This window comes from Planktothrix pseudagardhii (assembly GCF_904830925.1).
In the GTDB taxonomy this organism is placed as follows: Bacteria; Cyanobacteriota; Cyanobacteriia; order Cyanobacteriales; family Microcoleaceae; genus Planktothrix; species Planktothrix tepida.
In genome coordinates, this window is the sequence record NZ_LR882967.1 from 1085710 (window position 1) to 1111714 (window position 26005).

The 26005-nt window shown below is 37.1% G+C and carries 30 protein-coding genes; 10 read left to right on the plus strand and 20 right to left on the minus strand.

Annotation, left to right across the window (positions count from 1 at the left end):
* The first annotated feature begins 34 nt into the window (after window positions 1-34).
* Window positions 35-589 (plus strand): hypothetical protein, encoded by a 555-nt coding sequence (locus NMK36_RS04610; RefSeq protein ID WP_254173083.1) that lies wholly within the window; start codon window positions 35-37, stop codon window positions 587-589.
* A gap of 69 nt (window positions 590-658) precedes the next feature.
* On the opposite strand, the gene NMK36_RS04615 is transcribed toward NMK36_RS04610, so the two are convergent.
* The 5 genes from NMK36_RS04615 to NMK36_RS04635 all read right to left on the minus strand — a co-directional run bounded on the left by NMK36_RS04615 (window position 659) and on the right by NMK36_RS04635 (window position 6838).
* The gene (locus NMK36_RS04615; protein WP_072720138.1) at window positions 659-1765 is read right to left on the minus strand and encodes a LamG domain-containing protein; all 1107 of its coding nucleotides are present in this window, start codon (window positions 1763-1765) and stop codon (window positions 659-661) included.
* A gap of 136 nt (window positions 1766-1901) precedes the next feature.
* Window positions 1902-2996: a LamG domain-containing protein gene (locus NMK36_RS04620; protein WP_254173084.1), complete on the minus strand. Its 1095-nt coding sequence runs from the start codon at window positions 2994-2996 to the stop codon at window positions 1902-1904.
* 97 nt (window positions 2997-3093) lie between these two features.
* Window positions 3094-3993, minus strand: coding sequence for a LecA/PA-IL family lectin (locus tag NMK36_RS04625; protein WP_254173085.1), 900 nt, complete (start codon window positions 3991-3993; stop codon window positions 3094-3096).
* A 788-nt stretch (window positions 3994-4781) separates the two neighbouring features.
* Window positions 4782-5570, minus strand: a complete 789-nt coding sequence (locus tag NMK36_RS04630; RefSeq protein WP_254173086.1) for a hypothetical protein — start codon at window positions 5568-5570, stop codon at window positions 4782-4784.
* 119 nt (window positions 5571-5689) lie between these two features.
* The gene (locus NMK36_RS04635; protein WP_254173087.1) at window positions 5690-6838 is read right to left on the minus strand and encodes a LamG domain-containing protein; all 1149 of its coding nucleotides are present in this window, start codon (window positions 6836-6838) and stop codon (window positions 5690-5692) included.
* Window positions 6839-7578: 740 nt separating this feature from the next.
* Here NMK36_RS04635 and NMK36_RS04640 point away from each other — a divergent pair.
* Window positions 7579-7833 carry a DUF433 domain-containing protein gene (locus NMK36_RS04640; RefSeq protein WP_367997168.1) on the plus strand — a complete coding sequence of 85 codons (255 nt, stop codon included), beginning with the start codon at window positions 7579-7581 and terminating at the stop codon, window positions 7831-7833.
* Between the two features lie 42 nt (window positions 7834-7875).
* On the opposite strand, the gene NMK36_RS28930 is transcribed toward NMK36_RS04640, so the two are convergent.
* Window positions 7876-8019 carry a hypothetical protein gene (locus NMK36_RS28930; RefSeq protein WP_367997169.1) on the minus strand — a complete coding sequence of 48 codons (144 nt, stop codon included), beginning with the start codon at window positions 8017-8019 and terminating at the stop codon, window positions 7876-7878.
* 354 nt (window positions 8020-8373) lie between these two features.
* Here NMK36_RS28930 and NMK36_RS04650 point away from each other — a divergent pair, with 354 nt between their 5' ends.
* From NMK36_RS04650 to NMK36_RS04670, 5 genes are all read left to right on the plus strand, one after another.
* Window positions 8374-8625, plus strand: a complete 252-nt coding sequence (locus NMK36_RS04650; RefSeq protein ID WP_072720133.1) for a UPF0175 family protein — start codon at window positions 8374-8376, stop codon at window positions 8623-8625.
* A 37-nt stretch (window positions 8626-8662) separates the two neighbouring features.
* A complete protein-coding gene (locus NMK36_RS04655; protein ID WP_254173088.1) occupies window positions 8663-9286 on the plus strand; it encodes a hypothetical protein in 624 nt (207 codons plus the stop codon).
* A complete protein-coding gene (locus NMK36_RS04660) occupies window positions 9283-9894 on the plus strand; it encodes a PIN domain-containing protein (protein ID WP_254173089.1) in 612 nt (203 codons plus the stop codon). Before NMK36_RS04655 ends, NMK36_RS04660 begins: the two co-directional genes overlap by 4 nt.
* A 132-nt stretch (window positions 9895-10026) precedes the next feature.
* Window positions 10027-10257 (plus strand): addiction module protein, encoded by a 231-nt coding sequence (locus tag NMK36_RS04665; RefSeq protein ID WP_072720131.1) that lies wholly within the window; start codon window positions 10027-10029, stop codon window positions 10255-10257.
* Window positions 10254-10550, plus strand: coding sequence for a type II toxin-antitoxin system RelE/ParE family toxin (locus NMK36_RS04670; RefSeq protein WP_072720130.1), 297 nt, complete (start codon window positions 10254-10256; stop codon window positions 10548-10550). Before NMK36_RS04665 ends, NMK36_RS04670 begins: the two co-directional genes overlap by 4 nt.
* A gap of 648 nt (window positions 10551-11198) precedes the next feature.
* On the opposite strand, the gene NMK36_RS04675 is transcribed toward NMK36_RS04670, so the two are convergent.
* The 4 genes from NMK36_RS04675 to NMK36_RS04690 form a co-directional block, all read right to left on the minus strand.
* Window positions 11199-11474 (minus strand): DUF2442 domain-containing protein, encoded by a 276-nt coding sequence (locus NMK36_RS04675; RefSeq protein ID WP_072720129.1) that lies wholly within the window; start codon window positions 11472-11474, stop codon window positions 11199-11201.
* Window positions 11449-11691, minus strand: coding sequence for a DUF4160 domain-containing protein (locus tag NMK36_RS04680; RefSeq protein WP_072720128.1), 243 nt, complete (start codon window positions 11689-11691; stop codon window positions 11449-11451). The genes NMK36_RS04675 and NMK36_RS04680 overlap by 26 nt, the downstream gene beginning before the upstream one ends.
* Before the next feature lie 230 nt (window positions 11692-11921).
* The gene (locus NMK36_RS04685; protein WP_072720127.1) at window positions 11922-12323 is read right to left on the minus strand and encodes a type IV pilin protein; all 402 of its coding nucleotides are present in this window, start codon (window positions 12321-12323) and stop codon (window positions 11922-11924) included.
* 96 nt (window positions 12324-12419) lie between these two features.
* A complete protein-coding gene (locus NMK36_RS04690; protein WP_186440395.1) occupies window positions 12420-12578 on the minus strand; it encodes a hypothetical protein in 159 nt (52 codons plus the stop codon).
* Between the two features lie 418 nt (window positions 12579-12996).
* On the opposite strand from NMK36_RS04690, the gene NMK36_RS04695 reads away from it, so the two are divergent.
* Together NMK36_RS04695 and NMK36_RS04700 are read left to right on the plus strand one after the other, a co-directional pair.
* The gene (locus NMK36_RS04695; RefSeq protein ID WP_072720125.1) at window positions 12997-14394 is read left to right on the plus strand and encodes an NB-ARC domain-containing protein; all 1398 of its coding nucleotides are present in this window, start codon (window positions 12997-12999) and stop codon (window positions 14392-14394) included.
* An 84-nt stretch (window positions 14395-14478) separates the two neighbouring features.
* On the plus strand, window positions 14479-15033 hold the full coding sequence (locus NMK36_RS04700; protein ID WP_072720124.1) for a Uma2 family endonuclease: 555 nt from the start codon (window positions 14479-14481) through the stop codon (window positions 15031-15033).
* Window positions 15034-15047: 14 nt separating this feature from the next.
* On the opposite strand, the gene NMK36_RS04705 is transcribed toward NMK36_RS04700, so the two are convergent.
* From NMK36_RS04705 to NMK36_RS04750, 10 genes are all read right to left on the minus strand, one after another.
* A complete protein-coding gene (locus NMK36_RS04705) occupies window positions 15048-15503 on the minus strand; it encodes a sensor histidine kinase (protein ID WP_254173090.1) in 456 nt (151 codons plus the stop codon).
* Between the two features lie 98 nt (window positions 15504-15601).
* Window positions 15602-16714 (minus strand): IS630 family transposase, encoded by a 1113-nt coding sequence (locus NMK36_RS04710; RefSeq protein WP_254172743.1) that lies wholly within the window; start codon window positions 16712-16714, stop codon window positions 15602-15604.
* A 44-nt stretch (window positions 16715-16758) separates the two neighbouring features.
* Window positions 16759-17112: a histidine kinase dimerization/phospho-acceptor domain-containing protein gene (locus NMK36_RS04715; protein ID WP_254173091.1), complete on the minus strand. Its 354-nt coding sequence runs from the start codon at window positions 17110-17112 to the stop codon at window positions 16759-16761.
* Between the two features lie 142 nt (window positions 17113-17254).
* Window positions 17255-18478: a geranylgeranyl reductase gene (chlP, locus tag NMK36_RS04720; RefSeq protein ID WP_072720122.1), complete on the minus strand. Its 1224-nt coding sequence runs from the start codon at window positions 18476-18478 to the stop codon at window positions 17255-17257.
* A gap of 168 nt (window positions 18479-18646) precedes the next feature.
* Complete coding sequence (locus NMK36_RS04725; protein ID WP_072720121.1) at window positions 18647-18904, minus strand: cytotoxic translational repressor of toxin-antitoxin stability system; 258 nt, start codon at window positions 18902-18904, stop codon at window positions 18647-18649.
* Between the two features lie 11 nt (window positions 18905-18915).
* Complete coding sequence (locus NMK36_RS04730) at window positions 18916-19188, minus strand: hypothetical protein (RefSeq protein ID WP_072720120.1); 273 nt, start codon at window positions 19186-19188, stop codon at window positions 18916-18918.
* A 67-nt stretch (window positions 19189-19255) separates the two neighbouring features.
* Window positions 19256-19501, minus strand: a complete 246-nt coding sequence (locus NMK36_RS04735) for an HNH endonuclease (protein WP_254173092.1) — start codon at window positions 19499-19501, stop codon at window positions 19256-19258.
* 125 nt (window positions 19502-19626) lie between these two features.
* Window positions 19627-20115 (minus strand): hypothetical protein, encoded by a 489-nt coding sequence (locus NMK36_RS04740; RefSeq protein WP_254173093.1) that lies wholly within the window; start codon window positions 20113-20115, stop codon window positions 19627-19629.
* A gap of 271 nt (window positions 20116-20386) precedes the next feature.
* Window positions 20387-21148 carry a KGK domain-containing protein gene (locus tag NMK36_RS04745; RefSeq protein ID WP_254173094.1) on the minus strand — a complete coding sequence of 254 codons (762 nt, stop codon included), beginning with the start codon at window positions 21146-21148 and terminating at the stop codon, window positions 20387-20389.
* A 186-nt stretch (window positions 21149-21334) separates the two neighbouring features.
* On the minus strand, window positions 21335-23740 hold the full coding sequence (locus NMK36_RS04750) for a dynamin family protein (protein ID WP_254173095.1): 2406 nt from the start codon (window positions 23738-23740) through the stop codon (window positions 21335-21337).
* Window positions 23741-24085: 345 nt separating this feature from the next.
* Between NMK36_RS04750 and NMK36_RS04755 the strand changes: the two genes are divergently transcribed.
* A complete protein-coding gene (locus tag NMK36_RS04755) occupies window positions 24086-25972 on the plus strand; it encodes a methyl-accepting chemotaxis protein (RefSeq protein WP_254173096.1) in 1887 nt (628 codons plus the stop codon).
* Window positions 25973-26005: the final 33 nt, after the last annotated feature.

A 26005-nucleotide genomic window follows, 5' to 3' on the forward strand; every position in this document is an offset into this window, starting at 1 on the left:
CGGTTTAAATAAAATTCATTTTTAACTCCTAAAGATGGTTGATTTTGTGAGAGAACGTCAGCAACAATTAAAGGAATGGTTAGAGGAATTAGTCTGCCAAATTCGCACTCAGGGAGGGTCAACTTGGGATCACTTTGTTCTAGCGGTTTCAGACAAATCCGCCCTCATTGAACTCGACGGCATTCCTTTACAATTGCAGGCCCATGGGGGTGAACCATTACAAGTTGAAATTGAACCCATTAGGAGGGGGGAAGGAACCTCGACCCTACAGTACGATTTTCGCAGTGATGCTGAAACCTTAAGGGCGATTATTCAGGGGAAGTTATCGTTAGATGCTGCCGTTGTTCGGGGGCAAATTTATGTTCAAGGAACGTTATCAGATTTAACGGCAATTTATGGAGTTGTGATGAATCTTTTTGCAGATAGTGCCATTCATCCAGAGTTACAAGATTTATGGAACAAGTTTGATGAAATTTGGTTGCTTACCTCTGTTTCTCCTATTCCTGCTACCCTAGAACAACAACATCCTGCCTACGGTTATTTAATTGAAAATATACCAGAAGATGTGCTGCGAGTTTCTCTGAAATAGAGAAAGGTTCGGGAGGGGAAGAGGGGTATTGACAGTTAACCGTCAAGAGTTGAAACCTGAAACCTAATTTTAGGGAATGAGTGCAGTACAAGTGATGCTGATATTTCCCGTATTATCTTTATAGCCATCAGTATAGCCCTCAGAAATAGGAACGTCATTGACGACAAAGGTAATCGTTTGACTGGGTTTTAAGACTAAAGTAATTTCGCTTCCTAATTCACCTAAAACCGTTTTAGTTTCAACATCAACGACTAACAAAGCAAAGGAAGTATTGTTTGGATATTTCATTTGACTTTGATATTCAAAACCGGGCCAGCCTCCGGGGGTTAACTCACCCCAACTCGCGGGTTTCCAGGTTCCAGACGCAGAAATTTTGAATGAAACTTCCTGAGCAAAAGTATTAGTAAAGTTCACTCCCGCTTGTGAGCAGAGGTCAGCCTCAAAAGTTTGGGTTTTGGGTATAGGCGTGACAGGATTGTCATTCTTAATAATTATCCCATCTAAACCTTTCCCGGTTAAATCAGGAACTTTATTATCGGAAAGATTACTAAACCGCCAATATCCCACTAAATTAGGTTCTTTTCCGGTTAATTCTTGATTGATGGTTTCCTGAATTTGCTGTTGAGTACGAACGACATCCCAAATGCGAACTTCATCCATATATCCATTGAATTCACAAAATACAAGATTTTTCCCATCTTTTGACTTTTTGACTAGCGCTCCCAGTCGCAATATATTAGAAGTTGCAGGGGTCTGGGGTTTAAGTGGATTATAGTGCGTGTTTGCGAAATTATAAGTTTGCAGGAGTTCGCCATTGATATAGAAACAGGAAATTTGGGATTTCTGGTCATACGTCCCTGCAAAATGTGTCCAAACATTGAGGGGTAAAGGGGTTTTTACAAACAGTGGATAACGCTCGGTCAAAGTATCGACTTGAAAGATCATCTGTAAGCCTGTGGCTGCATTATATTCCCCAAGGGTATATCCTAACTCTTGTTGTTCGGTCGTGCTGATGAGGGGAAGGGTCGCCGCCGAATATTTATACTTTTCTATTTGTAAAACCCAAAGTTCAACGGTTAAATTAGGTGGGGTTAATTCGTTTTTAAAGGGAATATCTGCATAGTCTTTATTGCCATCAAATCGAAATAGAGGACTTTTGGGATTGTGAGTGATCATAATAATATAAACTCCAACGAGATTAAGTTCAATTGAGTTAACACAGGCAACAATAGACCGAGATAAGAGTTGGGTAAAAGCTAAAATTTAACTAGCTCCAAGAACCAAACCCTATCTAATTTTACCGATTGCTATTTCAAGGAATCTGTGCAACAGAAGTGATGCTGAGATGTCCTGTATTATCTTGATAGCCATCATTGACAGGAACGTCATTGACGACAAAGGTAATCGTTTGACTGGGTTTTAAAACTAAAGTAATTTCGCTTCCTAATTCGGCTAAAACCGTGTTAGTGTCAGCATCAACAACTAACAAAGCAAAGGAAGTATTGTTTGGATATTTCATTTGACTTTGATATTCAAAACCGGGCCATCCGGCAGGTGTACAGTCAGCCCAAGTAGCTGGTTTCCAGGTTCCTGTAGCAGAGATTTTGAAGCTAACTTCCTGTTGAAAATCATTTTTAAAGGGAGTACCAGAGGTTGAGTTGATATCAACATCAAAAGTTTTTGTTTTCTCTGGCTGCGGAGTGGTAAATGGGGAGTGATCAATTAATTGAGAGGTAGCATTCCCATAAATAATTCCATCTAAACCATTCCCAGTTAAATCAGGAACTTTATTCCCAGAAAGATTACTCAAGTGCCAATATCCGACTAAATTGGGTTCTTTCCCTGTTAATGGTTTATTAAAGCTTTCTTGAATTTGTTGTTCAGTACGAACGATATTCCAGATGCGAACTTCGTCAATGTATCCTTTGAAATTACCCCCAAAACCTGATCGATCAATGATTCCTGTTCCTAGTCGCAACAGGTTATAGATGTTAGCAGATTCGGGGGGTTCTGGCTTATAGCTACTTGTATAAGATTTTACAAGTTTACCGTTGATATAGAAAAGTTGCCTTTTAGTTGCTGGATCGTAAGTTCCTGCAAGGTGAATCCAAACATTTTTGGGTAAAGAATTATTTACCTCAGCGTTGTTACTGCCTCCAGGAACATGAAGTGCAAAAAATGAACGTCCGGTCTGTTCTACAAAATCATAATATCCCCTGTTAGAGCTACTTTTTATCGAGGGTGCTGAAGTGATAATTCCTAAGTTTGTATCAGGAATACTCAAATCTAAAACCCAAGCTTCAACCGTGAAAGTGGGAGGATTTAATTGGGTTTGGTATTGAATTTCTACATAGTCATCAACACCATCAAAGCACAAGAGAGAGGTTTGAAAATTACTGGTTGTCATATCTTTAATTCCTTTTCAATAAGTTAGACTGACTTACCCTTATTCAAGGGGAAAATAACAAATCAACGCTAATTTTCCCCCTTGAATAATGCCTGAATTAGCGACCAACTTCTGACCAATTAACAGTTATACTGCCAACGTTATTACCGTAAGCTCCAGGGGCATCATTCATTCTGAAAATTAATGATTCGCCCGGTTTAATCGCAATGACTGTTGGGGTATAAATTTCTTGGACTATATTTGTGATGGGATTAATGGCTAATAGCGAAAAAGCTGTATTTTGAGGATGTTTCATTCCAGCTTTTGCATAAGAAGCATCTCCTGCCGATGAGAAAGATGCTGTATTTGGCCCGTTTTTCCACGAACCTGATGGCATGATATTAACGGAGGCATCACGGTTACTATTATTCATTAATGCGACGCCATCTTCCGAGTTAGCTGGAACTTCAAATTTGCCACTCGCAATGACTTGGGTTTGGGCAAAATAGGTGTTAACCAATTGAATATTGGTGAGTGTAATTCCCATAATGGTTACACCCGTCAATTTGGTATTGGTGAGATTCGCGCCCGTCAGATTCACAAAACTTAAATCCGCATAACTTAAATCTGCATTGGTTAAATCTGCATAACTTAAATCTGCAAAGCTTAAATCAGAATGACTCAAATTGGCAAAACTTAAATTGGCATGACTGAGGTTAGAATAAGCTAAATAGGCATACCCTAAATAGGCATAGGTGAGATTGGCATAGCCTAAGTAGCTATAGGCAAAAAAGCTATAACCTAAGTTAGCTGCCATCAAGTCAACGCCTAACAAATTCGCTTTGTACAAATAGGAAAAGCTAAGATTGACTGAGGGGAGTTTGGCATTGGTTAGATTGGCTTCATACAGATAGCTATAGGGAAAATCCCGTTTTCCTTGAAGATACAGCCAATTCAACAAACTGACTAAATCTTTTGTATTGGGTAATGGGAAAGGCCATTGTTGAGCATCAGACATCGATTTTTACTCCTGATAATTGATGAAGGGAGAGACTGGAACGAAGACTTACAATTGAATTGAATGCGCTTTCCTATTTAATCGTCGCTAAACTCCATCTCTCGGAGTAATCAACCACAACTTCATTGAGGCAGAGTTCAACGGTTTATACAGATTTTTTAATTCAGTAGAAATCACCTTATATGAAATCCTTAAATGTATGCTACACATCTCCCTACTTTTTAAGGGGGGTTGGGGGGGATTATCCGTAGCCTTCATCATGGGATTTCATATTGATTTCAATTCAATTGAAATTTTTTCTGCATATATAGCAAAACAAAAGATCTATTTTTAAGATATATTCTGTTGTTTTGGTGTGAATAATGGGGGAATTTCTGAGTTGACTATTCTAATTCCACAGTTCCAGAACAGGGTTGAGTGGAACTTGTAGATGGGCTTGCTTTAAAAGGGGGACATTCTACTGTTCTAATGGTGAGCGCTCGCATCGGATGAGTAGATTTTCTCATTATATTAAATAAAGCCGAAAATGTTGCCAACACTTTAAGAGAAATAATCAATAATTGTTACGAATTTTAATTAAATTCCAGAACAATTTTATCCTGCTTTATCAAGAAAATAACTCTTGTTAATACAGAATTGTACTAGAGCCTACTAACCGTTATCAATTAGGAATTATTCTTTTAAAGTGTTGCCATTTAATCTCCTGTGAAATTGGACTTTAATCCCCTCGCTCTAGTTTTCTTTTTCTTCACAAGATGAAAGAGTGCAAAAACTAGATTAGGGTTGACCTAAGTGGCTAACCATTGAACAGTAAAAGCCCCATAATTATCCGCATAACAACCCACCACATCATTGATGCGGAAAGCAATTGTTTGTCCGGCTTTAATGACTAATTGAGTTGTCCCGGTAATTTCGGCTAAAACCGTATTGGTTTCTAAGTCAATGGCTAACAGCGCAAAGGAAGTATTTTGGGGATAAACCATATATTCTTGATAGGGAAAACCAGGTGCACCTGCGGGGGTATAGTAGGGGAGGAAATAGGCAGGTTTCCATTCTCCTGACGGGGTAAAGAAAACAGTCAGATCCCGACCATAAGTATTTGTGAAGTTATAACCAATTTCTGAGGTACTCAGCACTTCAAATTGACCGAATAGTGGAGCGGGTGGGGGTGTGGGAATTGGAGTTGGGGCGGGAGTTGGGGCGGGAGTTGGGGCGGGAGTTTTGGGAGTCGGCCATTCTAATTCTATGACTTGAGAACGGGGTTTAGCGACATCGGCCGATGTTCCGGGTCGGGTCAGGTGAGGTTGGGCGGGGCCAGCCGTTAGCGATCGCGTGCGATCCGCAGAGGCTACAATAATATTAAAAGCGCAAATAGTGTCAACACTTTGATAGACAAAATCAAAATTTGCTAAGTGGCTTAAGTCAAATGATCCAACAATTTCATCCTGATAAGTAAATGAAATTAAATCTCCTTGATGTAGAATAGTACCCGGTGCATATTGTCCGTTATAACTAAAGGTTCCGGTTCCAAAAGTTTGACCATTTAATAGTGTGCGGAATTGCAATTCAACAACCATTTGCTGCTTCTCCTTGTATTCTGAATTAAGTGAAAAATGCGTTTTAGGAATCAGAAGAATGGGAAATCTAATCTTTTTTGGGTTTCCTCACTCTTCGCTTTTAATGTTTGAGAATTAACTTAAGTAGCTAACCATTGAACAGTAAAAGCCCCATAATTATCCGCATAACAACCCACCACATCATTGATGCGGAAAGCAATTGTTTGTCCGGCTTTAATGACTAATTGAGTTGTCCCGGTAATTTCGGCTAAAACCGTATTGGTTTCTAAGTCAATGGCTAACAGCGCAAAGGAGGTATTTTGGGGATAAACCATATATTCTTGATAGGGAAAACCAGGTGCACCTGCGGGGGTATAGTAGGGGAGGAAATAGGCAGGTTTCCATTCTCCTGACGGGGTAAAGAAAACAGTCAGTTCCCGACCATAAGTATTAGTGAAATTATAACCAATTTCTGAGGTACTCAGCACTTCAAATTGACCGAACAGTGGAGCAGGTGGGGGTGTGGGAACTGGAGTTGGGGCGGGAGTTGGGGCGGGAGTTGGGGCGGGAGTGGACGGAGGAGTAAAGGGTGGGTTAATAATATTAGCACCCATCGAACCTTTACAAATATTGCCATTATGACCATGACCTGTGAGGTCAGGAACTTGGGCTCCAGAAATATTGCTTAACCGCCAATAAGCCACTAAATTCGCTTCTTGACCCGTGAGGCGCTGATTCATTTTTGCCTGAATTTCTTGTGCGCTGTGAACGGTATTCCAGATGCGAACTTCATCAATATAACCATTAAAGAAATAAGTTCCCCCAACACAATACCCCGACTCGGTAGAACCTGCTCCAATGCGTAAGATATTCCGGCTGTTATAACCCGTCGGCGCGGTGGGTTGATAGGCTACGGTTTCTTGAGCGACTTGCTGACCATTGATATATAACCGTGCTACGGATGAACTGGGATCAAAAGTCCCGGCTAAATGAGTCCAGACGTTAGCTTGAACTTTTGGCCCGTGAATTTTTTGATAATTGCCATTCGGAGATAACAGCCATAATTCCCAATTATCTTGAACACAAGCTTGATAAAACATATACCCCCACCGATAACTATCGGGACGGGAAGTTAATACAGAACGTTCAATTCCTGTATTTGAGGTGAGGGATAAAGCCCAAGCTTCAATTGTGAAAGTTTGGGGATTTAACTCATTGTTGTAGCCAACATCAATCTTATCATCGGAACCATTAAAATACAGTAGTGATGCTGTTGTGGTGCTGGTCATAAAACTGAATGCTCCTTATATTAAGAAAAGTTTTAAATTTAATCAGCCTAATGTTTAGCCATCTCAACGGCTAAAAACTGCTGACTTCACAACAGACTGATAGCAGGGAACCGGGAGGAAGAAACTTCACCGCCCTTGGTTTTACCATCAGTTTTTGTCAAACATGGATTTGGCAACTGCCATAACCTGATGTGAAAGCTTGATACTCCTAATGTTTTGATTCCAACTTGGAATAATAATGTTATTTACCCTTTCGTTAAACTTCAAGATTCAACTCTAGGGTTGATGCACAAAATCAATAACTTTTTCCGGTGTTGATAGGTTAAGGTGTGATGATTGGGATTAAAATCTGCACCCTCTAGCTTAGATATGACTTGAACACATCATCAACCAAAGGGGAAAACACTCAACTTTAGTGTTCTCTTTGAAGGGGATTTTCAATTAAACTTTAATTAAAGAGTTTACCAACAACAGGTGATTATTGAAATAGCAAAGCGAATAATAGGACTCAATTTTAACAAAACTTAATATATAGTTTCTCTAATAGGCAGAAAAGGTGGAAAAGCTTACAGGGTAACAAGATGGCTAAAGCTCTCTTGGGTTGGAAATGAGAGACTAATTATCCTATTAATGCCAGGAGGGATGATTTTATTATCCAAAGAATCATCCACGCTCAAGCTCCTGTTGTAGGTGATTAAATCAGTTAGTAATATAAAAATAACTTTTAGGAGACTATCAGTATGACAACTGTACCTAACGAACGAACAGCTATTATCCGTACAGAAAGAGGATTAACAATCGCAGGTACACGCATCACTATCTACGATATTATGGATTATGTGACGGCTCAATATCCATCTAAATTTATCAGGGGATTATTTGATTTGACAGAGGCACAAATTAACGCAGCTTTAGCTTATATTGAAGCCAATCGCGCTGATGTTGAAGCTGAGTATCAAATTGTTCTTAAAGAAGCTGAAGAACTACGACTATAATTATGAAGAAAAAAACCGCGATCTGATTGCTAGAATTGCCGCTCAACCTCCCCAACCTGGAACCGAAGTTGCATGGGAAAAACTGCGAGCAGCTAAGGCAAAACGTGAGGCTAAAGCATGATTTTTTTGATAGATCATAATCTCAATGGACACGCCATGATTTTCTTTGGCTCTATTGCTAATCAAGGTTGGCTTGATATTATTCCAAACCTGTGATTACGATAGGAAACGCTGATAGATTATTCAATGATTCGGAATATCGAGAACGTTGTGTTGAGCGTCTAATTGAGATTGTGCTTAATATTAATAGTTATATGGGTGTAAGTCGGCTTTTTATCCCCTAAAGTGAAGTTGAGGTTTTTGAAGAAGTGCGATCGCTTCTTTTAGATCAATAAAAGCGATCGCTCTAGGATTAGTATTTTAAGGTATAATATTGAAGCAAGGAAACAACAGATCAAGAGTGGGGTACTTTAGCTGAAACGGTAAGTCAAGACATTAGCAGATGAGTTTCTGTGTTAACTCAATAAACCTTAAACGAATATGGGACTACAAATTTTAATTTCTGATTCAGTTTTGCAAGCAATTCGTTTACCAGAACAACGTATTGAACAGGAATTGCGGCAAGAATTAGCGATCGCTCTCTATAGTCAGGATCTATTATCCTTTGGTAAAGCACGAGAACTGGCTGTTATGGATAAATATCAATTTGGGCAACTCTTGGGAGAGCGTGGAGTTTTACGACACTACACACCAGAAGAATTAGATGATGATTTGACTTATGCTCGTAGTTAGTAATACTTCACCAATAATGAGAACAGGAGAAATGAAAATGAATAAATTACTTCAGCAAGTTATGGAAGAATTAGAAAAACTTCCAGAAGACGAACAAAATGCGATCGCCACCCGTGTTTTAGCAGAACTTCAGGTTGAAAATATTGAAAAAAACTCTCAACTTGCTACCTTTAATCGCAATGATTTAGGATCAAAACCATCTGGACGTTCTGGTTGGGATATATCGGTTTATAATCGTGAAAACCAACTAATATTAATTGTTGAAGTGAAGCGACGATCTAATCCTCCACTCCCTTGGGTGATAGAATTAGGCTGGAAAATTTTTGAAAGTGAAAATTTCCCAAAAACCCCTTATATTATGTTAGTTTTTACTGATTCAATCTATTTATGGTCTAATCTGAATCATCAAAAACAGATCGCAGAACCTTCTTATATTATTGATGCAACTCTGATTTTTCAACCTTACTTTGAACGGTCTGAAGTTACCGCAGATCAAATCAATCCCCAGAGTTTTGAAATGATTGTTACTTCTTGGTTAAGAGAAATAATTCATTCTCAAACCTTGGGTAAAGAGGGTGATAAATCTCAACAATGGTTAGTTGAGTCAGGGCTAGGGACAGCTATAGCAGGTGGTTATTTTCAATATGAGGATATTGCGTGAATATTTACGTTGAGACTAATTTTGTCCTAGAATTAGTTTTCGAGCAAGAACAGTTTAAAAGCTGTGAAGGAATTCTGTTACTGAGTGAGCAAAAACCTGCAACATTAATTATTCCCGCCTATAGTTTAGCTGAACCTCATGAAAAATTAATTCGTCAAGCTAGAAATCGTAAAGCTTTGCAGCAATCTCTTGATCGAGAATTCAAACAGCTTGAACGCACAGTTTCCTATAAAAATCGGATTCAAAATAATATTAGAGAGTTTTTTAATTTATTGGTTGAAATTGATGTGGAAGAAACAAAACGATTTGCAAAATATAGAAATAGGTTATTGAGTCATGCAGATATTATCCCACTAAATGGCAATATTCTCTCTGAAGCAGCAACTTATGAAAACTGTTATGCTTTGATGCCTCAAGATGCCTTAGTCTATGCTTCAGTTCTGTTTCATCTACAGCAGAATCAACCAACAATTGCTTGTTTTTTAAACCGTAATTCAAGAGATTTCGATACACCAGAAATTAAAGCAGAATTGAATAGTTTTAATTGCAGAATGATATCACAATTTGATCAGGGATTAAGTTTTATACAATCTCAACTCTTACCTTAAATTTATTTATAATAAAAGCGATCGCTCTAGGATTAGTATTTTAAGGTATAATTTTGAAACTAGAAAATCAGAGCTATAGTTTTTTGTCCCAAAGTATGATAGAATTAGTGTGTCAAAAAATAATTAAATACTATGACACTTGAAAATCTTGAAGCTGAGGTTCTTGCACTTCCACAAGACTCTCAAGTAATATTGCTCTCGCGGCTCCTAAAACACTTGGGACAAAGTAGGGAAAACGATGCAGAAGTTGAATTAAGCTGGGGTGAGGAAGCTGAAAGACGCGATCGCGAAATGGATATCGGCGAAGTTACTGGCATTCCGGCTGAACAAGTGTTTCACAAGATTCGTGGTCTTCTGCAATGAAAAATGTGATATTTCATCCACTAGCAGAACAAGAATTAATTGATGCCACCGCCTATTACGAGGAACAAAAACCTGGGCTTGGGTTAGAGTTTTTAGAAGAAGTAGAAGAGGCAGTAAACTTCCTCATGCTATATCCTGAAGCTGGTTCAAAGGTTAAAAGTTCTGCTCGTCGGATAATTTTGCCTAAGTTTTCTTACTCTCTATTTTATCGTATCCTAGAAGATGATCGGATTCGGATTTTAGCGGTTGCACATCAGAAGCGTAGAACACAATACTGGGCTGAACGAGAGTAGCCGCCTAAAGTCAGGAGTTACTTAGTTCCTAGTTCCCTGGTTCTACCGATCTTTAACAACTTAAGATCATTTTATATGTCAATACTAAAATTATTCCTCCAATAAATCCCACAAACAACAATAATCGATGAGTTTCACTATCCCAACTATTATCCTGCATTATTGTCAATGCAGAAATAAGACTAATTATAAATGCTGCAATTGTTGCGATTATAAGGACGATACACATAAATTTTAATTCCTCATCCCTAGTTAGCGTTAGCTCCTCATTATATCAATAAATGCGATCGCTCTAGGATTAATATTTTCTCGTTTCTAGGTTCTACCTAGAAATGATATTCGGGTGGCTCTGCCACCTAAAACCAGAGGCAGAGCCTCTATAATATATTCCCAGGCAGGAGCCTGGGAGCTAGGTGAAGTCCCCTATAATGTCACAACACTCTAAGCTACAAAAAAACATATCTTGACAATTATCATTTTTTTCTGATTAGCTAACAAATTACTTTGAATTATTAACTTAGCATCTCGGCACAGAGCAAACTGCTGACGAGCTAAAATAGAGAGCGATCGCTTCTTTTAAATAAATAAAAGCGATCGCTCTAGGATTAGTATTTTAAGGTAGAATCTTGAAATGAGCGACAATAGAATTTATACTAGGGATTGCCTTTGATTTTGAGGTGCAGCAGCACCGCGTAATAATCCTTCGGTACTAATATCTTCATCTATTTCTTCCCAATGAATCCCATAACCACCACCACAAATTTCCCATTTTTGTAATTGTTCTGGGTTCGCTTTTAATAGTCGAGGAAACCAAGCTAGGGGAGTGGTGAGAGTGCGTCCATCCATTAATTCCACACTAAAAGCATCTTCATGGATGAGAACATTTTTTACACGAATATCAGTTTGAATTGCCAAAGTATTCATACCATGCCTCTAAAAATTTTTGTTGATTGACTTCCACAAGGGATTGTATTTTTCTTAACTCTTTAGCATTAAATCCTATATTTTTGGCTAAAGATACGGTCGATAACCAGAATTTAGCTGAGAGATTATCTCTATCAATGTGAATATGGGGAGGTTCGTTGGGTTCATGGCTGTAAAAATAAAAGCGATAGCTTTCAAATCTTAAAACTGTTGGCATTTTTTATAGATATTTTTACCCTAATATATTTAATCATATTGATTTGATTTTGTCAATTTCAGTTGAACAAACAGACATTAGTGATCATATATTCTTAAGCATGAGCCTGGGAATGAGGAAATTCTTAACCTGTCATAATAATTTAGAGCGATCGCTTCTTTTTTATCAATAAAAGCGATCGCTCTAGGATTAGTATTTTAAGAAGGTAGAACGATGAAACAAGAAATTCTCTAGCTACCGGATGATACACAGGTCAACACCATCTGGCTATTGCCTCCTTTTTCCGCAGCCATACAACACGCTAATGTTTGATTACCGTCTTCAGGTTGGGTGGGAGGATATATTTCTACCTGATACATATAATTGTTGGTTTCATTTGGCAATCCTAGTAATTTTAATGAGTCTGTAAACAAGGTAGTTTCAGCATAGTAAGCCATCTGTTTTTTTTGACAAGTGTTGATGTAAGTAATTGCTTCTGATTGTTTAGCCTTATGGATTAAATTAAACATTGTCTTTATAGAAATAGTGGCGAGAATACCTATAATAGTAATCACAACTAATAATTCCACTAGGGTAAACCCTGATTTTTTTTTTCGATAAACCGGAAAAATAACTTTTAAAATATATTTCATTTATCACTTTTATTAAAGTATTCAAGCTAACTAAGAGCTATTCGTGTCTACTACAAATGGAGGTCTGTAGCTGGCACGAATAGTCCCTGATTAATATTAGTGTATGTCGTGACTGCCTAACAACCATAAAGATTTAAGCCACGATAAAATGACCGTAAAATTACTGCCAAAACCATCGCCAACGGTAACAATCTGTCTGCCAATTTGCTGAACCCCACGAACTAACAGCCTTACCCCATACATTGTCACGACCATACTTCCATTGACAAAGCTGATTACGATCCCAAGGAGGTGTAGATAGACCGATTCTTCCTTGCGCTCGCCAATAAGCCAGGTTGTCGCTCACAGTCATACGACCCAGGTATGTGTCTTTTGTAAACCACCCAGCATTAGCTGGCTGAGTGTGAGACACAAGAACCAAACTACCAACGAAGACTGCTATCGATATTTTACTAAGTTTTACTATTTTTGACATCAGTTATTCCCTCTAGTTTAAATAATAAAGTCTTGAATCAATATTATTTATTCTCCAACATAAAAATTGTAAAGACAACTGACATGATGTAAGGATGAGTAACTAATTTAGTCAGCAAAAATGTCATCTATCATCCCAATGTCATCAGATGTCAGAGAATTTATGATAATATGATAGAAATCTATCGATCTCAAATCAATGGACATAAAAGATGTATTAGAATTTACAGATTATCTATTTTTTTCACAGACTGGTAAACATATAGATAGTCTGCAAGAGAGCATTTTGAAAGGAACCTTGGATGGTCAGAAATATAGCGAAATAGCAGAAGCGGAACATTGTACCGAAGGTCACGTCAGAAATGTTGCCTCGGAACTATGGCAAAATATTTCCAGTGCTTTAGGTGAAGAAGTTAATAAATATAATTTTCGCCGTACCTTACAAAAACCTAATTTTTCTATAACTTCATCAAGTTTTACAAAAGAATTCATAAATGTTAGTAATATTAATTTTTGCTATAGTAATATCCAACAACTAGAAATTATGAATAATAGATTAGCTCCCTCTCCCCCAGAAACATCCCAAACCCAAAATCAATCAACAATTATCAATTTAATAGAAGCACCTGAATTAACGACCTTTTACGATCGCACCTCAGAATTAACTACCCTCAAACAATGGATATTAGAAGACCATACTCGCTTAATTACCATTTATGGATTAAGTGGAATTGGAAAAAGTGCGCTAACGGTTAAGCTGATAGAAGAAATTAATAGTGAATTTGATTATATTATCTGGAAAAGTTTTAATAATATTCCTACCCTTTCAACACTACAAACCGAACTTAAAGACTTTTTTTCTCAATCTCAACAAACCCTCTTATCTACAGTTATTGATTATTTTCGTAACTCTCGCTGTTTAGTGATTCTTGATGACCTACAGGATATTTTAAAAAGTGGTGAATTAGCAGGTCAATACTTACCCGGATATGAAGATTATAGTAAATTTTTTAAACAAATTACTACATCTCCCCATCAAAGTTGTTTAATTCTCCTGAGTTGGACAAAACCCATAGAAATCGCCAATTTAGAAACAGAAAATAGCTCCGCACAAACCTTAAATCTCAAAGGATTAGGGGAAGAAGCAACCGAAATCTTACGAGAAAAAGGGTTAATTGATCAGGAAAATTGGTTAGAATTAATTACAATCTATCAAGGTCATCCTAGATGGTTAAAGATTATTGCTTCAACAATTATTGAACTCTTTAATGGTAGTGTTTCCCTGTTTTTAGCCGAACAAAATGATATCTATTTAGGAGATTTAGAACCTGGTTTAGAATCTCACTTAGACCGTTTATCGAAATTAGAAAAACAAGTAATATATTGGTTAGCGACTCAAGCTCAACCCGTCAATATTTCCCAAAAACCTGCTAACCTGGTATTATCAAAACCTGAATTTATGCAAGCGATACAATCATTAATTCGACGGAATTTAATTGAAAAAGTTGAAGGAGGAGGGCGATCGCTATTTCTATTAAATCCTGTATTCAAAGCATATATTCAGTTTCATACAACAGATCAGCTTTACTCAATTTAGTTACTTTCCGTATATCCTAACTTCTATAATCTTGACTATAATGTTAATAGAATGTTTATAAAAGATAATGACGAGGAATAAAAAATGCGATCGCCTTTACCCCTATTGACCGTTGAAGACTATCTAAACGCCGAAGCTAACAGTCAAACTCGCCATGAATATGTCGGTGGCTATGTCTTTGCGATGGCGGGTGCGAGTGAGGAACATAATATTATTGCAGGAAATATTTTTGCCTTATTGCGTCCTCATCTGCGGGGAAGTTCTTGTCGGGTGTTTGTGTCGGATATGAAAGTTAAAGTTCAAGACGATATTTTCTATTATCCTGACTTGCTGGTCACTTGTAACCCCCAAGATAATCATAGATATTTTAAAACTCAACCTAGTTTAATTATAGAAGTTCTTTCAGAAACGACAGAAACTACGGATAGACGAGAAAAATTAATGAACTATCAAACCCTTGACAGTTTAAAAGAATATGTTTTAGTCTCCCAAAATCAAATGCAAGTGGAAATTTATCGTCAAGATGATCAAGGAAATTGGACAATCCAAATTTTAGGACAAAAAGACGATTTAATCTTAGAATCTGTGGGGTTAACGCTGACAATGGCGCAAATTTATGAAGATGTCTTTAATAATTGAAATTAGGATTAAGTCTAAGAATCTGATGATCTGGGAAGTTCGATGATAAATTCTGTTCCAATTCCTAATACTGACTGACATTTAATTGTACCTTGATGTCGCTCTTCAATAATTTGACGACTGACAGATAAACCAATTCCAGTTCCTTGTTCTACGGGTTTTGTGATTAATAACGCTTCAAAAATTGTATTTTGATCATTCTCAGGTATTCCTAAACTATTATCTTGAATTGATAAAATAACAGAATCTGAAGTTAAGCTGGTTTTAATTGTGATTGTGGGTTTAAATTCAGGATTAGAGGGTTGAGCTTTGGCTTTTTCATCTAAAGCATTAACGCTATAATTAATTAAATAAGATAAAGCTTGATTAAAATGTCCGGGATAACAGTTAATTTCCGGGATGTCTCCATAGTTCTTAATCACCTCAATGGGGGATCGGATTTTAGTTCCTTTAAACCGACTTTTTAACATTAATAATACACTATCAATGCCATCGTGAATATTAAATAATACTTGGCGATCGCTTTCAAATCTCCCAAACGTCCGTAAAGCATTAAGCTGTTGTGTATTTAAACTGTGATTATAGCATTACCTTTGTTTTTAAGTTTACGTCCCCATTTAATAGATAACTGTCCTTCATTTAAAAGCTGATGTAATAAACACTCTAGCTCATCAACTGATTTAAAGAGTCGATGAGCTATATATTCTTTAGCTGAATGCCAGACTAATTCAATTAAATTATAATCTGGACTATATGCTGGAAGAAATTCTAAATAGACATTCGGCATTTCTGCTTTAATTTTTTCTAGGTACTCTTCTTTTTTGTGAAAACTTGCATTGTCAAGAATAATCAGGATCTTAGCTCCTTTTTCTACAAATTCTTCTGCTTGATTTCCCGCTAATACCCATTCATAAATTAGCTCTTGATAAAAACTTTTTAACACTTGATAAAAATTATCTGCATTTCCTTTATCCAGAAATTCTACAAATCTTTTTTTATCCGAGTACCTCAATCCTCCCATCACATTAACTCTTCCTTTCCTCCTGTCTCCTCTAATCTGTTTCCTCTTCCCTTTTTTACACCAATTCTTTCTTTTTATCACTCTTAAATTAAATCCACTTTCATCCCAAAACCATACCTGTAATTGTTCTGGACTTTCTTTTGCTATTTTCAAATATTCTTCTATTTTATCTTTAAATAATTTTCTTTTTTCTGGATCTCTTTTCTCTTCTAAGCTATACTTTGCCCACAAATAAACATACTTTTTTTCCTTTAATATCTTTCTCACTTGTGAACTACTTAATTTGATTCCTGTGATTTGTTCTAAATAAGTTGCCAATCTTTCTCCTGTCCATCTCCCAAATTCATATCCTAATTCTTCCGGTTCTTTTTCTACTGTTTCTAATAATATCTCTATATATTTGTCTGTGGCTTTTCTATAATTTCCTTTCATTCTTTCATCTTTTAGGCTTTCTAATTTGTCAGGGTCTCCATGTACACACCAATAACATACTTTGTTTAATGAGCAGCCCAAAAACTTGGCAATTTCACTTTGCTTTTTACCATCATTTAGCAATAATAAAATCAAGATTCTTTCTCGGATTTGTCCATTTTCTTCCTCTTTCAATCTTTTCTGTAGTTTCTCTACTTGCTTTTCATTTAAATGATTTTTAGCAGGCATCTTTTGATTGATTTTTCTAAACTTGGTTTTTCATTATACCCTATTTAGATGCTTAACAGCTTACTAATTTGATGTAAACGTTCTGCTCCATTTTCCATAGCCGATAACAATTTCGGCACATCTTCCGTTAAATACTCTAAATCAATCGCATCAATTTCATCAGCAATTTCACTAACAGGATCGGGATAATGTTCTTGATACAGTTCAATTAAATTTAATAAATCTTTGACATAATCTTTAATATAAGTAATATTTCCGGCAATACACCCTAACGGATTATTAATTTCATGGACAACACTTGAAACCAAATGACTCAAGGTAGCTGTTTTTTCTTGTTGAACTAATTCCAAAATATCCGTCGCATTGAGTTGTTCTTCTGACGGGTTTGTTAAACTCATACTAAATTCTCCTTATAATCAGTTATCAGCTATCCGTTATCAGTTATTAGTCAAGAAAAGAAGTTATCATTTAACTCTTAACTCATAGATAGAGACGCGCCATGGCACGTCTCTACACTGATGACTGATGACTGATGACTGATTACGGCGCTAATGCACTTCCGCGTAACAAACTCCCCAGGGTTTTTGCTGTAATCTTCATCTGAATTAGAGGGTTGGCCGGAACAACGGTTTTGTACAGATAGCTATCAAAAGTTAACTTCTGCACATCCCTATCCGCACACATCTCTACAAAAGCTTCACGGGTCGCATCCGTGCGATAGAAGACTCGTTGCAGAATATCTAACACCAGATAAGTAATGCCATATTTCTTATCCCAGAGTTTGATATATTCCTTCAGATCGGCTTCTGTGGGAATGCGTTTACCACTATTACTCCGTTCCACAATGGTTTCGGCACACATCCGCCCTGACTTGGCGGCGAAATAGATGCCTTCTCCAGAGGACTTCGTAACTGTTCCGGCGGCATCTCCGACTAACGCCACTCGTCCCACAACCCGACGAGGACGGGGATGTTCGGGAATGGGGTGAGCTTCTACTTTAATAATCTTACCGCCTTCGATGCGGCTCGCTGCCCGGGCGCGAATTCCCGCTTGCAATTGTTTGATCAGCGCTTGGTTGGGTTTCATGGTTCCAGTTCCCACCGCAACGTGATCATATTTGGGGAATACCCAGGCGTAGAAGTCTGGGGAAACGTCGTTACCAACGTACATTTCCGCCCGATCTTCATAATAGGCCATTTTATCTTCAGGGATACGGATGCGTTCTTGGAAGGCGATCGCATAATTATAATCCCCAGCATCAATGGCTTTAGCAATGCGGGAGTTAGCTCCATCCGCCCCGATCACCACATCCACTTCTAGGGTTTTGGGTGTACCCACGCCACCTTCAGCCGTTGCATGATCATGATAATGAATCACATAAGGCTCGGAACTGGTTTTAGGAATTTCTAATTGATGAACAGTACCATTTATTAAAATTGTCCCTAGAGAGACGGCGCGATCGCGCATAAACCCATCGAGAATTTCCCGACGGCACATTCCAATATATTCGTCTTCTTTTTCAATGAAAATATCAACCTCACGGTTCGAGGGAGAGATCATTTTCATTTTTCTCACCCGCCGATCAATGACATGAGCAGGTAAGTCAAACTCACTCACCATACAAAGCGGGATCGCCCCACCACAGGGTTTGGCGTTATCCAGCTTCCGTTCAAACAGGTAGGTTTCAATGCCTGCTTTAACTAGCGTCTCGGCTGCGGAAGAACCCGCAGGGCCAGAACCAACAACAGCAACCCGTAGTGTCAACGGTCTTCTCCCAATCTATCTCGTCTTTTTACTAATTTGTGATGGTATCACGGACACTCACCTGGAAACCATTTCTCCCCCGTCAGTTGTGACGCTTTGCAATACACCTTAACAGTTTGTAATAAAGTAGGGGCGGTTGAGGGTTGCTTGTCTCCCCCTGCTTCTACTCTAAATCTTGGGTTTGGGTAGAATTCGGACGAATTTAACAATTTGACCGGTTACTTCTATTCCAATTAAATAATTTTCTAAAGTAAAGCGATAAAAAATAGCACTTGAACCTAATGGCTTAAGTTCGGGTAAGTCTTTGAGAGTTTTAATCTGTTTAAATTCAACAAAGACAAAATGATAGACCTTAGAATAAGCGGATGGTTCTAAGCTTATTAGGTCATGAATAAAAGATCGACCATAGCGGACATCAAGCGTCACGATGGGGTTACTCAGTCATTCATTTGGGGAATAGGACGATAGGTGGGATGGTGATGTTCTGAATGAGAGGCACTGGGTCTACTATACTCAAAATGCAACAGTTCTAGGGCTTCATCATAGGTTAAGGAGTCTCCTGGTGTTAGAGTTTCCTTGGCTTCTTGAATCGCTTTGAGCATATAGGTATCATAAAACAGGGTTTGCAAGGATTTCCAGGCTTTTCCTAAGTCTTCTTCGGAGATCTGATCAACTAAGTAATGCAGTTTTTTTCTCAGAGGATTTATCATTTGTAGAAATAAAAATCCCTAACTCGGTCGTTTAATTCTACTATTATAACATTTTTAGTTTAAATTCTTAAATTGTAAAGTTTCGCTTGAAACGCGGATCAAAATCAGCTTTCTTTTTCTGATTACATTGAGAACACAAGGTTTGTAAATTACTAATATCGTTAGACCCTCCTTTTGCTAATGGGATAATATGATCCATTGTCAGTTGGGTTTCATTTTCGGTTTTACCACAGCTTTTACATTGATAATTATCTCGTAAAAATACATATCTTCTAACTTCTTGAGGAATGACAATTCTGGGGGTAGGTTTCATTAATTTAACCATCCTGTAATCAAGCTTCTATTTTTTTATTATAGATCATGTTCTATGATAAAAAAATCAGCTTATATACTTACCCTTTCTCAAATAATTATCTTCTAGCCTTACTGAAAACTCTTTTAAAAATTTCCCAACTTTGATTTGACTATCGCCTCAATATTCTGCCACTTTTCCAGACTTGACTGGGACGACAAAAGATATTTCTCATGAGCTAATCTTAACTGATTTTCTATCTCCAAATATAGGTTATGTTGGTTGACTGATGGGTTGACAAAAGAATACTCAACAATAGCAATATTTAAGGCAAACCACAGACAGTAAATAAAGTAGCAATTCTGATCATTTTCCAGTTTTCCTAAAGCATTATCGATAACTGATGCAATTCTGCCAAATTCTTGTTCTGCTTTAAAATTTGCTATTCCAATTTCGGCTACTAGATCATAGTTTAGCTCAGAATATTTATTTCTACCCTTAGTCCATAATTTATTAAACAGTTCATCGCTATTAACTTTTTTTGAATTTTGTCGATGATTAATAATATTGCACATTGAAGTTATAATATCGTCAATTGCAAAATATAAGGTGTATACTTTGGCTGTGTTGTTCATGTTTTTGTTAAAATTAAGTCATAATGCCCTGAACTCAAGTTCGGGCTAATAGCTAAACTCATCTAAAGATGACTAAGATCATTAACCCGTTTTAACGGGTTTGAGCTTTTAGCCTGAAATTTATTTCAAGGCTTTTAGCGTGATTTTTGACGAACTTTAGGCGCGCCTCGCCCTTACGATGAATTGGATTTTAAGTCATTTCTACAACTAATTTAGACTTGCTATATAGAGGGTAAAACTAAGATATCTCATGAAGAAACCCTATTTCTATTTAACTATTATTTTGTTGGTTTAATTTTTGACGAATATCATCTAAGGATTTTGCTACTTTATCCATTTCGTCTATTTTTTCTTCCTCTTGAACTTCTACTTCTTCCGGTTCATCGGGACAAAATTCGAGAGTAACTTTAATTCTAACTTTTCCGGGTTGCCATTCCTTCGCCCCTAACTTTAAAATTTTACACTCTTTTCCTTCTTCAAACCATTGTTTATCATAACGAAGGTCATCTTTAATAACATAAAATGATTTATTAGATTGTTTCCTAGTAATTGACTCTATAATGCTATTTGCACGATCTTTCAAATCACACTCAAGATCTTGTTTTAGTCTTTCAACAAGACAAGTATGATTTCCAAACCATAGAACTTCATAATCATCTAAGGATTTTGTCATTTCATCCATTTTATTAATTTCTTCCTCATCATCAACTTCATCTTCTTCCGGTTCTTCTGGACAAAATTGGAGAGTAACTTTGAATTTCAGTGTTCCGGGTTGCCATTCCTTCACTCCTAACTTTAAAAGTTTACACTCTATTCCTTCTTCAAACCATTGCCAATCATAACGACTGTCACCTTTAATCACATAAAATGATTGATTAGATTGTTTTCTAGTAATTGACTCTATAATGTCATTTGCACGATCTTTCAAAGCACACTCAAGATCTTGTTTTAGTTTTTCAACAAGGCAAGTATGATTTCCGAACAATAAAACTTCATAATCTTCACAATTTTCTGAATAAACAACATCGCTCATGGTGATTAGTGATTTTATCAAATATCAATCAATTTATTTTATAACTATGATAATACTTTGTCAATGTAAAAATATTAGTGGATTGAGCATTAAATTACTGATAAAACTATACATTAAAATTCAGTTTTTCCAAAAACCCGGTTTCTCGAAGAAACCAGGTTTTTAGAGAGGTAACGAGTCTAAACGTTAAAAATCGAAACGCTCATCACTAATGTTAGAATTAGAGATAGTTGGTAATAGATGTTCAAATAGTTGCATTGACTGTAAACAACTATTAATCGCTGAAACAAATTGATTGTATTCCTCTATTTTTTGATTCACTTCAGACTGAAATCGAGCATTCGTTTTGATTTTCTCCTCCGCTTCCTGTTCCAAGGTATTCTCCAAATAAACTCGCGCTTGACTGTATTGCTGCATAATTTCTTCCCCCTGAATTTCCGTCATCGGTAATAATTGAGTTTTCAGGGTTTGGTTAACCGTTTGGCGGAAGGTTTGATTAATCGTTTCTGCAACTTTAGGTTCTAAATCTAACTTCAACAATTGACGAATAGCAGGTTCTGCATCGAGCATTGCTTTAATATCATAACTGGATGAGGTTTGTAATAAAGTTTGGCGAAATTGATAAATTGAAAAGGTTCGTTCATCATAAAAGTTAGGACTTTCTCGCACATAGCGATCGCATTCCGTTTTAGCCATCGCAACTAACGCTTGATTAACCTCTTCTTCTAACCGTTTTAACCGCAGTTCTATTCCGCCATCATTCCCTAATAAACGATTGAGTTTGCGATAATATTCGGTCTTGCGAACTCGTTCAACTAAACGACGGAAAAACCCTGCATTTACAGATTGAACCGCCTCCACTAAAATATCCTCTAATTGGTTCGCTAAAAAATACAATGCTTCCACTAAAACCGCCAATAACGGCGCAGTTGCATTCCGAGGATGGCTGAAGGTCGCACGACTATAAGCTTCTTTGACAGAAAAACTATCCAATAATTCATCTAAACGCCTCACCATCCGAGATTGTAATTGATTAAAATCCTGTTCAAAGCCATCACATTTACTGGTAATAATTCGATTCACTTCTTCCGCAATATGATCTCGAAATTCCTGTCCAGCTTCTTGCAATTGTTGATTCAGCAGTTGTAATTCCTGGGCTTTCATCGATTCAATTTCACGCGGTTGACTGTCTAATTCCCGTTGAATTGATTCGTAATACTTCCGCAGAGGAATACAAATATCTTCTAAATCATCGGCTAGATTCTTAAACAGTTGGGGACGTTTTTCTTGGGTTAAATAGTAAGTAATGGCGGTACGAAAATCTTCAATTCCGCTATCTTTAATTAACTGATCAATCAGGGGTTGTCCCCAATCTGCTAAAATCCTGACATAGTTTTGATTGGGAGATTCAAACCCGTTAATTGTGACTCGGAATTGAATCGGAAGTTTGCGGGAACTGCCACAATAGTTATTAAAAGCATAGACAAATTGAGGGGTTTCTTCTTCTCCCCCAAATCCTTTAATACTTTCGGCAAAAATACTATCTAACCCAAAGCGATCGCGTCCCGTTGTTGATTTAATTTGGCTTCCATAAAACCCTAATAATCCACTGGTTTTATAGACTCTGGTGGTATCCTGAAAATCCGAATAAATTAAGTTATCTAACCGTTGACGCAGTTGGGCATTATACCACGTTTCATCAATGCGATTAAACACATAAAAAACGCGATCGCGGATACTGGGATTTTGACGAATTCGTTCTAAGAGTTCCGTTTCTTCTATTGTCATTTCTCCCGCCGATGCAGGTTTTAAAACACAGACCACCGCCGAGGTATCGGGATTCTCAATTTTCTGATAAGTTAATTGAGCATCTTTCTCTACAGGCGCATCAATTCCAGGGGTGTCAATAATGACATTTCCATCTTGTAATAGGGGATGATAGCAATAGTATTCAATCCGTTTTAAGACTGCACTATTACTGCCTCGACGGGCATAACTGGCAGCTTCTTTGAGGTTAGAAAAGTTAAACTGTTCCATAGAATAAGTCGCATTATTCAGGGTGTGAATGCGATCGCGGTTTTCCACAAACCCTTTCATTAATAAATCTAACGCTTTGGCTTGTTTTGCCCGTTCAGATTTATTAACTCCTCCTTCTTGCTGAATAATTTTGTCACAGCCTTCTAAAAGCAAATCAATCACATCATTGCGATTAATATTAACATTAGAACTTAAGCCCAAAAGCTGACATAAAGCCGCGACTTGTTCGCGAATTTCGGCTTCACTTAAAAAGGTTAAAACCACCCGTTCTTGATCCGGTTCAGCATAGTCAATATAACATTCGGTTCCGGTGGCGTGTCCCTCTGCACTATATAATAATTCCCGTTCTAAAAGGGCATTAATTAACATTGATTTTCCAGCACTAAACGCCCCCGCAAACACAATTTCAAACTTGGGGGAGATTACTTTATTCAAAGATGCACGCACCGCCGTAATATCCTGTTGTCGCAGGGACGGTTCTTGATGCAGAAGTTTGACTAAGCCTTCAACCTGATGTTGTAGATTTTGGCACTGAGGCGAGAGTGGAGTATTCATGTGTAAAACTCTAATTTAGATAAAAAATATCTCAGTTTAGATTATCCCTCAAAAGCGATAGCTTGGGTATCAAACTTTACTTTAATTTACAGTTTCAGTCTAAGTGGCTATCAAATTTTGAGGTAATTTGTTGATTTTAACTTCTGTTAGCTAATTTTTGGACAATTAATTTATGTTTAATTAAGCTAGAGAGGCTTTAAAGTGGGTTTTATTACATTTGTTGTTTAACAAAAAAGGGAGTTATAAGAACAGATGTAAATAATTTTTAAACTTTTAGAGGTTAGTGAAAACTATGATATAATACTCTCATAAAGGGTTTCAAAAATATCCAGTTCCAAAAAACGTATGTTTAACTTTCGATGGCCGGGAAAATCCCAAAACAAGTTTTTATATTTATTGATTGCCAGTATTCTTTTTCCCGTACTTGCTGTCAGTTCATTCAATATTATTAACTCCCGCCAATATCTAATTGATTCCGTTGCTCGCTCGATGAAAAATGAGGAACAAAATAGTGGGGAAACCATCAATCTTTTCATGAGCAATTTCAAATCTGATATTTTATATTTAAGTGAAACTCCCCCGATTCAAGGCATTGTTAGAGCCCGGGAAAACAAAGGGATTGATCCTCAAGATAAATCTAGCTATGAAAACTGGATAAATCGATTAACGATTATTTTTTCTTCGTTCTTAAGAAATCGTCCCTATTATGATCAATTACGATATCTGGATGAAGATGGAAATGAACTGGTGAGAGTCCAAGTTGCTAATGGTCAAGTTATAGTGGTTCCCAGCAAAGAGTTAAAAAACAGAACTTCATCAGAATACTTTCGGGAAACTTTAAGCTTAAAACCAGGACAAGTTTATGTTTCTCCTATAAACTTGAGTCGAGAGAATGATCAAATTGAAATTCCTTATAAACCCATTGTTCGGTATGGAGTTCCCATTTATAATCAAGCTGGTGAGAAACGAGGCGTTTTAGTTGCTAATATTTTAATTGAACGGTTGTTTGAGCTTGCTGATAATGATAATTTAAGTTCGGAATTGCAACAACAATTTTTTGTAGTTAATCAAGATGGATATTATTTAAGCCATCCCCTTCCCGAAAAACAGTGGGGGTTTGAATTAAATAAAAATTATAATCTCAAAAATGATTTTTCAGAACCTATTGTTAAGCAAGTGCTATCAGGAGGAAATGGCTTGATTACAGATATATCTAACTCAATTATGACTTATAATACCATCTTTCCCGATTCAGTTAATCGCAAAAATCCTTTTATTTTAGTCTATGAAACGCCCAAATCTGTTGTTTTAGAACCCATCAATCAGTTTATTCGGATAGCTGTAATTGTTACCTTTGTGATTGGGGGATTTTTTGTATTTTTGGGAGTCATTCTGTTAAAGAAATTAGTCAATTCTATTTTGGAAGTTGTCGGGGTTGTGACTTCCTTTTCCAGTCAGATTGTGTCCACAATTAATGAACAAGAACGGATTACCAATCAACAATTATCTTCAGTTCAAGAAACAACCGTAACAATGGATGAATTAAGTGCTTCCTCTCAACAATCTTCTCAACAAGCAGAAGGGGCTGTTTTTGGGGCTCAACAAGCCTTAATTCGGGTAGAACAGGGGACAGTCGCCATTCAAAAAGCGTTACAAGAAATGGAAACCCTGAAAATCAAAGTAGAATCTATTGCTGAAAAAATTGTGCAGTTAAGTGAACAAACCCATCAAATTGGTAGTGTTTCTGATGTGGTGAGTGATTTATCAAATCAAACCAATATGTTAGCGTTAAACGCCGCCGTTGAAGCGGTACGCGCTGGAGAACATGGAAAGGGATTTGCTGTTGTCGCGTCTGAAATTAGAAAACTCTCCGATGCGAGTCAAAAATCCAGCCAAAAAATTAATACCTTAGTCAATGATATTCAACGGATGATTCAAACAACAGTTGTGGTGACTGAAGAAGGAACAAAAAATGTTGAATCTGGGGTTCATGTCGCTCACCAAACGGCTCAAGTCTTTTCCGATGTGTCAAAATCAATGGAACAAATCGTTGAAAGTAGTCAACAAATTGCCTTAACATCTAAACAGCAAGCCGTCGCTATTCAACAGGTTAATCAAGCTATGAATAATCTCACACGAGGTGCTAATGAAACGGCTCTCGGTGTCAACCAAATTAAAAACGGAAGTGCAAAACTCAGTGATGCAACTCATAACTTAAAAGAAGTGTTATAGTGCTATTTGAACAGGGAACAGGGAACAGTAAGG

Excerpts from the sequence above, each read along its gene's own strand:
- NMK36_RS04745 (WP_254173094.1), bottom strand. The coding sequence starts at position 21,148 with ATGAGCGATGTTGTTTATTCAGAAAATTGTGAAGATTATGAAGTTTTA.
- NMK36_RS04680 (WP_072720128.1), bottom strand. The coding sequence starts at position 11,691 with ATGCCAACAGTTTTAAGATTTGAAAGCTATCGCTTTTATTTTTACAGC.
- NMK36_RS04740 (WP_254173093.1), bottom strand. The coding sequence starts at position 20,115 with ATGAACAACACAGCCAAAGTATACACCTTATATTTTGCAATTGACGAT.
- NMK36_RS04620 (WP_254173084.1), bottom strand. The coding sequence starts at position 2,996 with ATGACAACCAGTAATTTTCAAACCTCTCTCTTGTGCTTTGATGGTGTT.
- NMK36_RS04695 (WP_072720125.1), top strand. The coding sequence starts at position 12,997 with ATGGACATAAAAGATGTATTAGAATTTACAGATTATCTATTTTTTTCA.
- NMK36_RS04610 (WP_254173083.1), top strand. The coding sequence starts at position 35 with ATGGTTGATTTTGTGAGAGAACGTCAGCAACAATTAAAGGAATGGTTA.
- NMK36_RS04755 (WP_254173096.1), top strand. The coding sequence starts at position 24,086 with ATGTTTAACTTTCGATGGCCGGGAAAATCCCAAAACAAGTTTTTATAT.
- NMK36_RS04690 (WP_186440395.1), bottom strand. The coding sequence starts at position 12,578 with ATGGTCGTGACAATGTATGGGGTAAGGCTGTTAGTTCGTGGGGTTCAG.
- NMK36_RS04650 (WP_072720133.1), top strand. The coding sequence starts at position 8,374 with ATGGGACTACAAATTTTAATTTCTGATTCAGTTTTGCAAGCAATTCGT.
- NMK36_RS04625 (WP_254173085.1), bottom strand. The coding sequence starts at position 3,993 with ATGTCTGATGCTCAACAATGGCCTTTCCCATTACCCAATACAAAAGAT.
- NMK36_RS04750 (WP_254173095.1), bottom strand. The coding sequence starts at position 23,740 with ATGAATACTCCACTCTCGCCTCAGTGCCAAAATCTACAACATCAGGTT.
- NMK36_RS04675 (WP_072720129.1), bottom strand. The coding sequence starts at position 11,474 with ATGAATACTTTGGCAATTCAAACTGATATTCGTGTAAAAAATGTTCTC.
- NMK36_RS04700 (WP_072720124.1), top strand. The coding sequence starts at position 14,479 with ATGCGATCGCCTTTACCCCTATTGACCGTTGAAGACTATCTAAACGCC.
- NMK36_RS04665 (WP_072720131.1), top strand. The coding sequence starts at position 10,027 with ATGACACTTGAAAATCTTGAAGCTGAGGTTCTTGCACTTCCACAAGAC.
- NMK36_RS04655 (WP_254173088.1), top strand. The coding sequence starts at position 8,663 with ATGAATAAATTACTTCAGCAAGTTATGGAAGAATTAGAAAAACTTCCA.
- NMK36_RS04615 (WP_072720138.1), bottom strand. The coding sequence starts at position 1,765 with ATGATCACTCACAATCCCAAAAGTCCTCTATTTCGATTTGATGGCAAT.
- NMK36_RS04635 (WP_254173087.1), bottom strand. The coding sequence starts at position 6,838 with ATGACCAGCACCACAACAGCATCACTACTGTATTTTAATGGTTCCGAT.
- NMK36_RS04710 (WP_254172743.1), bottom strand. The coding sequence starts at position 16,714 with ATGCCTGCTAAAAATCATTTAAATGAAAAGCAAGTAGAGAAACTACAG.
- NMK36_RS04670 (WP_072720130.1), top strand. The coding sequence starts at position 10,254 with ATGAAAAATGTGATATTTCATCCACTAGCAGAACAAGAATTAATTGAT.
- NMK36_RS04705 (WP_254173090.1), bottom strand. The coding sequence starts at position 15,503 with ATGTTAAAAAGTCGGTTTAAAGGAACTAAAATCCGATCCCCCATTGAG.
- NMK36_RS04640 (WP_367997168.1), top strand. The coding sequence starts at position 7,579 with ATGACAACTGTACCTAACGAACGAACAGCTATTATCCGTACAGAAAGA.
- NMK36_RS04715 (WP_254173091.1), bottom strand. The coding sequence starts at position 17,112 with ATGAGTTTAACAAACCCGTCAGAAGAACAACTCAATGCGACGGATATT.
- NMK36_RS04630 (WP_254173086.1), bottom strand. The coding sequence starts at position 5,570 with ATGGTTGTTGAATTGCAATTCCGCACACTATTAAATGGTCAAACTTTT.
- NMK36_RS04730 (WP_072720120.1), bottom strand. The coding sequence starts at position 19,188 with ATGATAAATCCTCTGAGAAAAAAACTGCATTACTTAGTTGATCAGATC.
- NMK36_RS04685 (WP_072720127.1), bottom strand. The coding sequence starts at position 12,323 with ATGAAATATATTTTAAAAGTTATTTTTCCGGTTTATCGAAAAAAAAAA.
- NMK36_RS04735 (WP_254173092.1), bottom strand. The coding sequence starts at position 19,501 with ATGAAACCTACCCCCAGAATTGTCATTCCTCAAGAAGTTAGAAGATAT.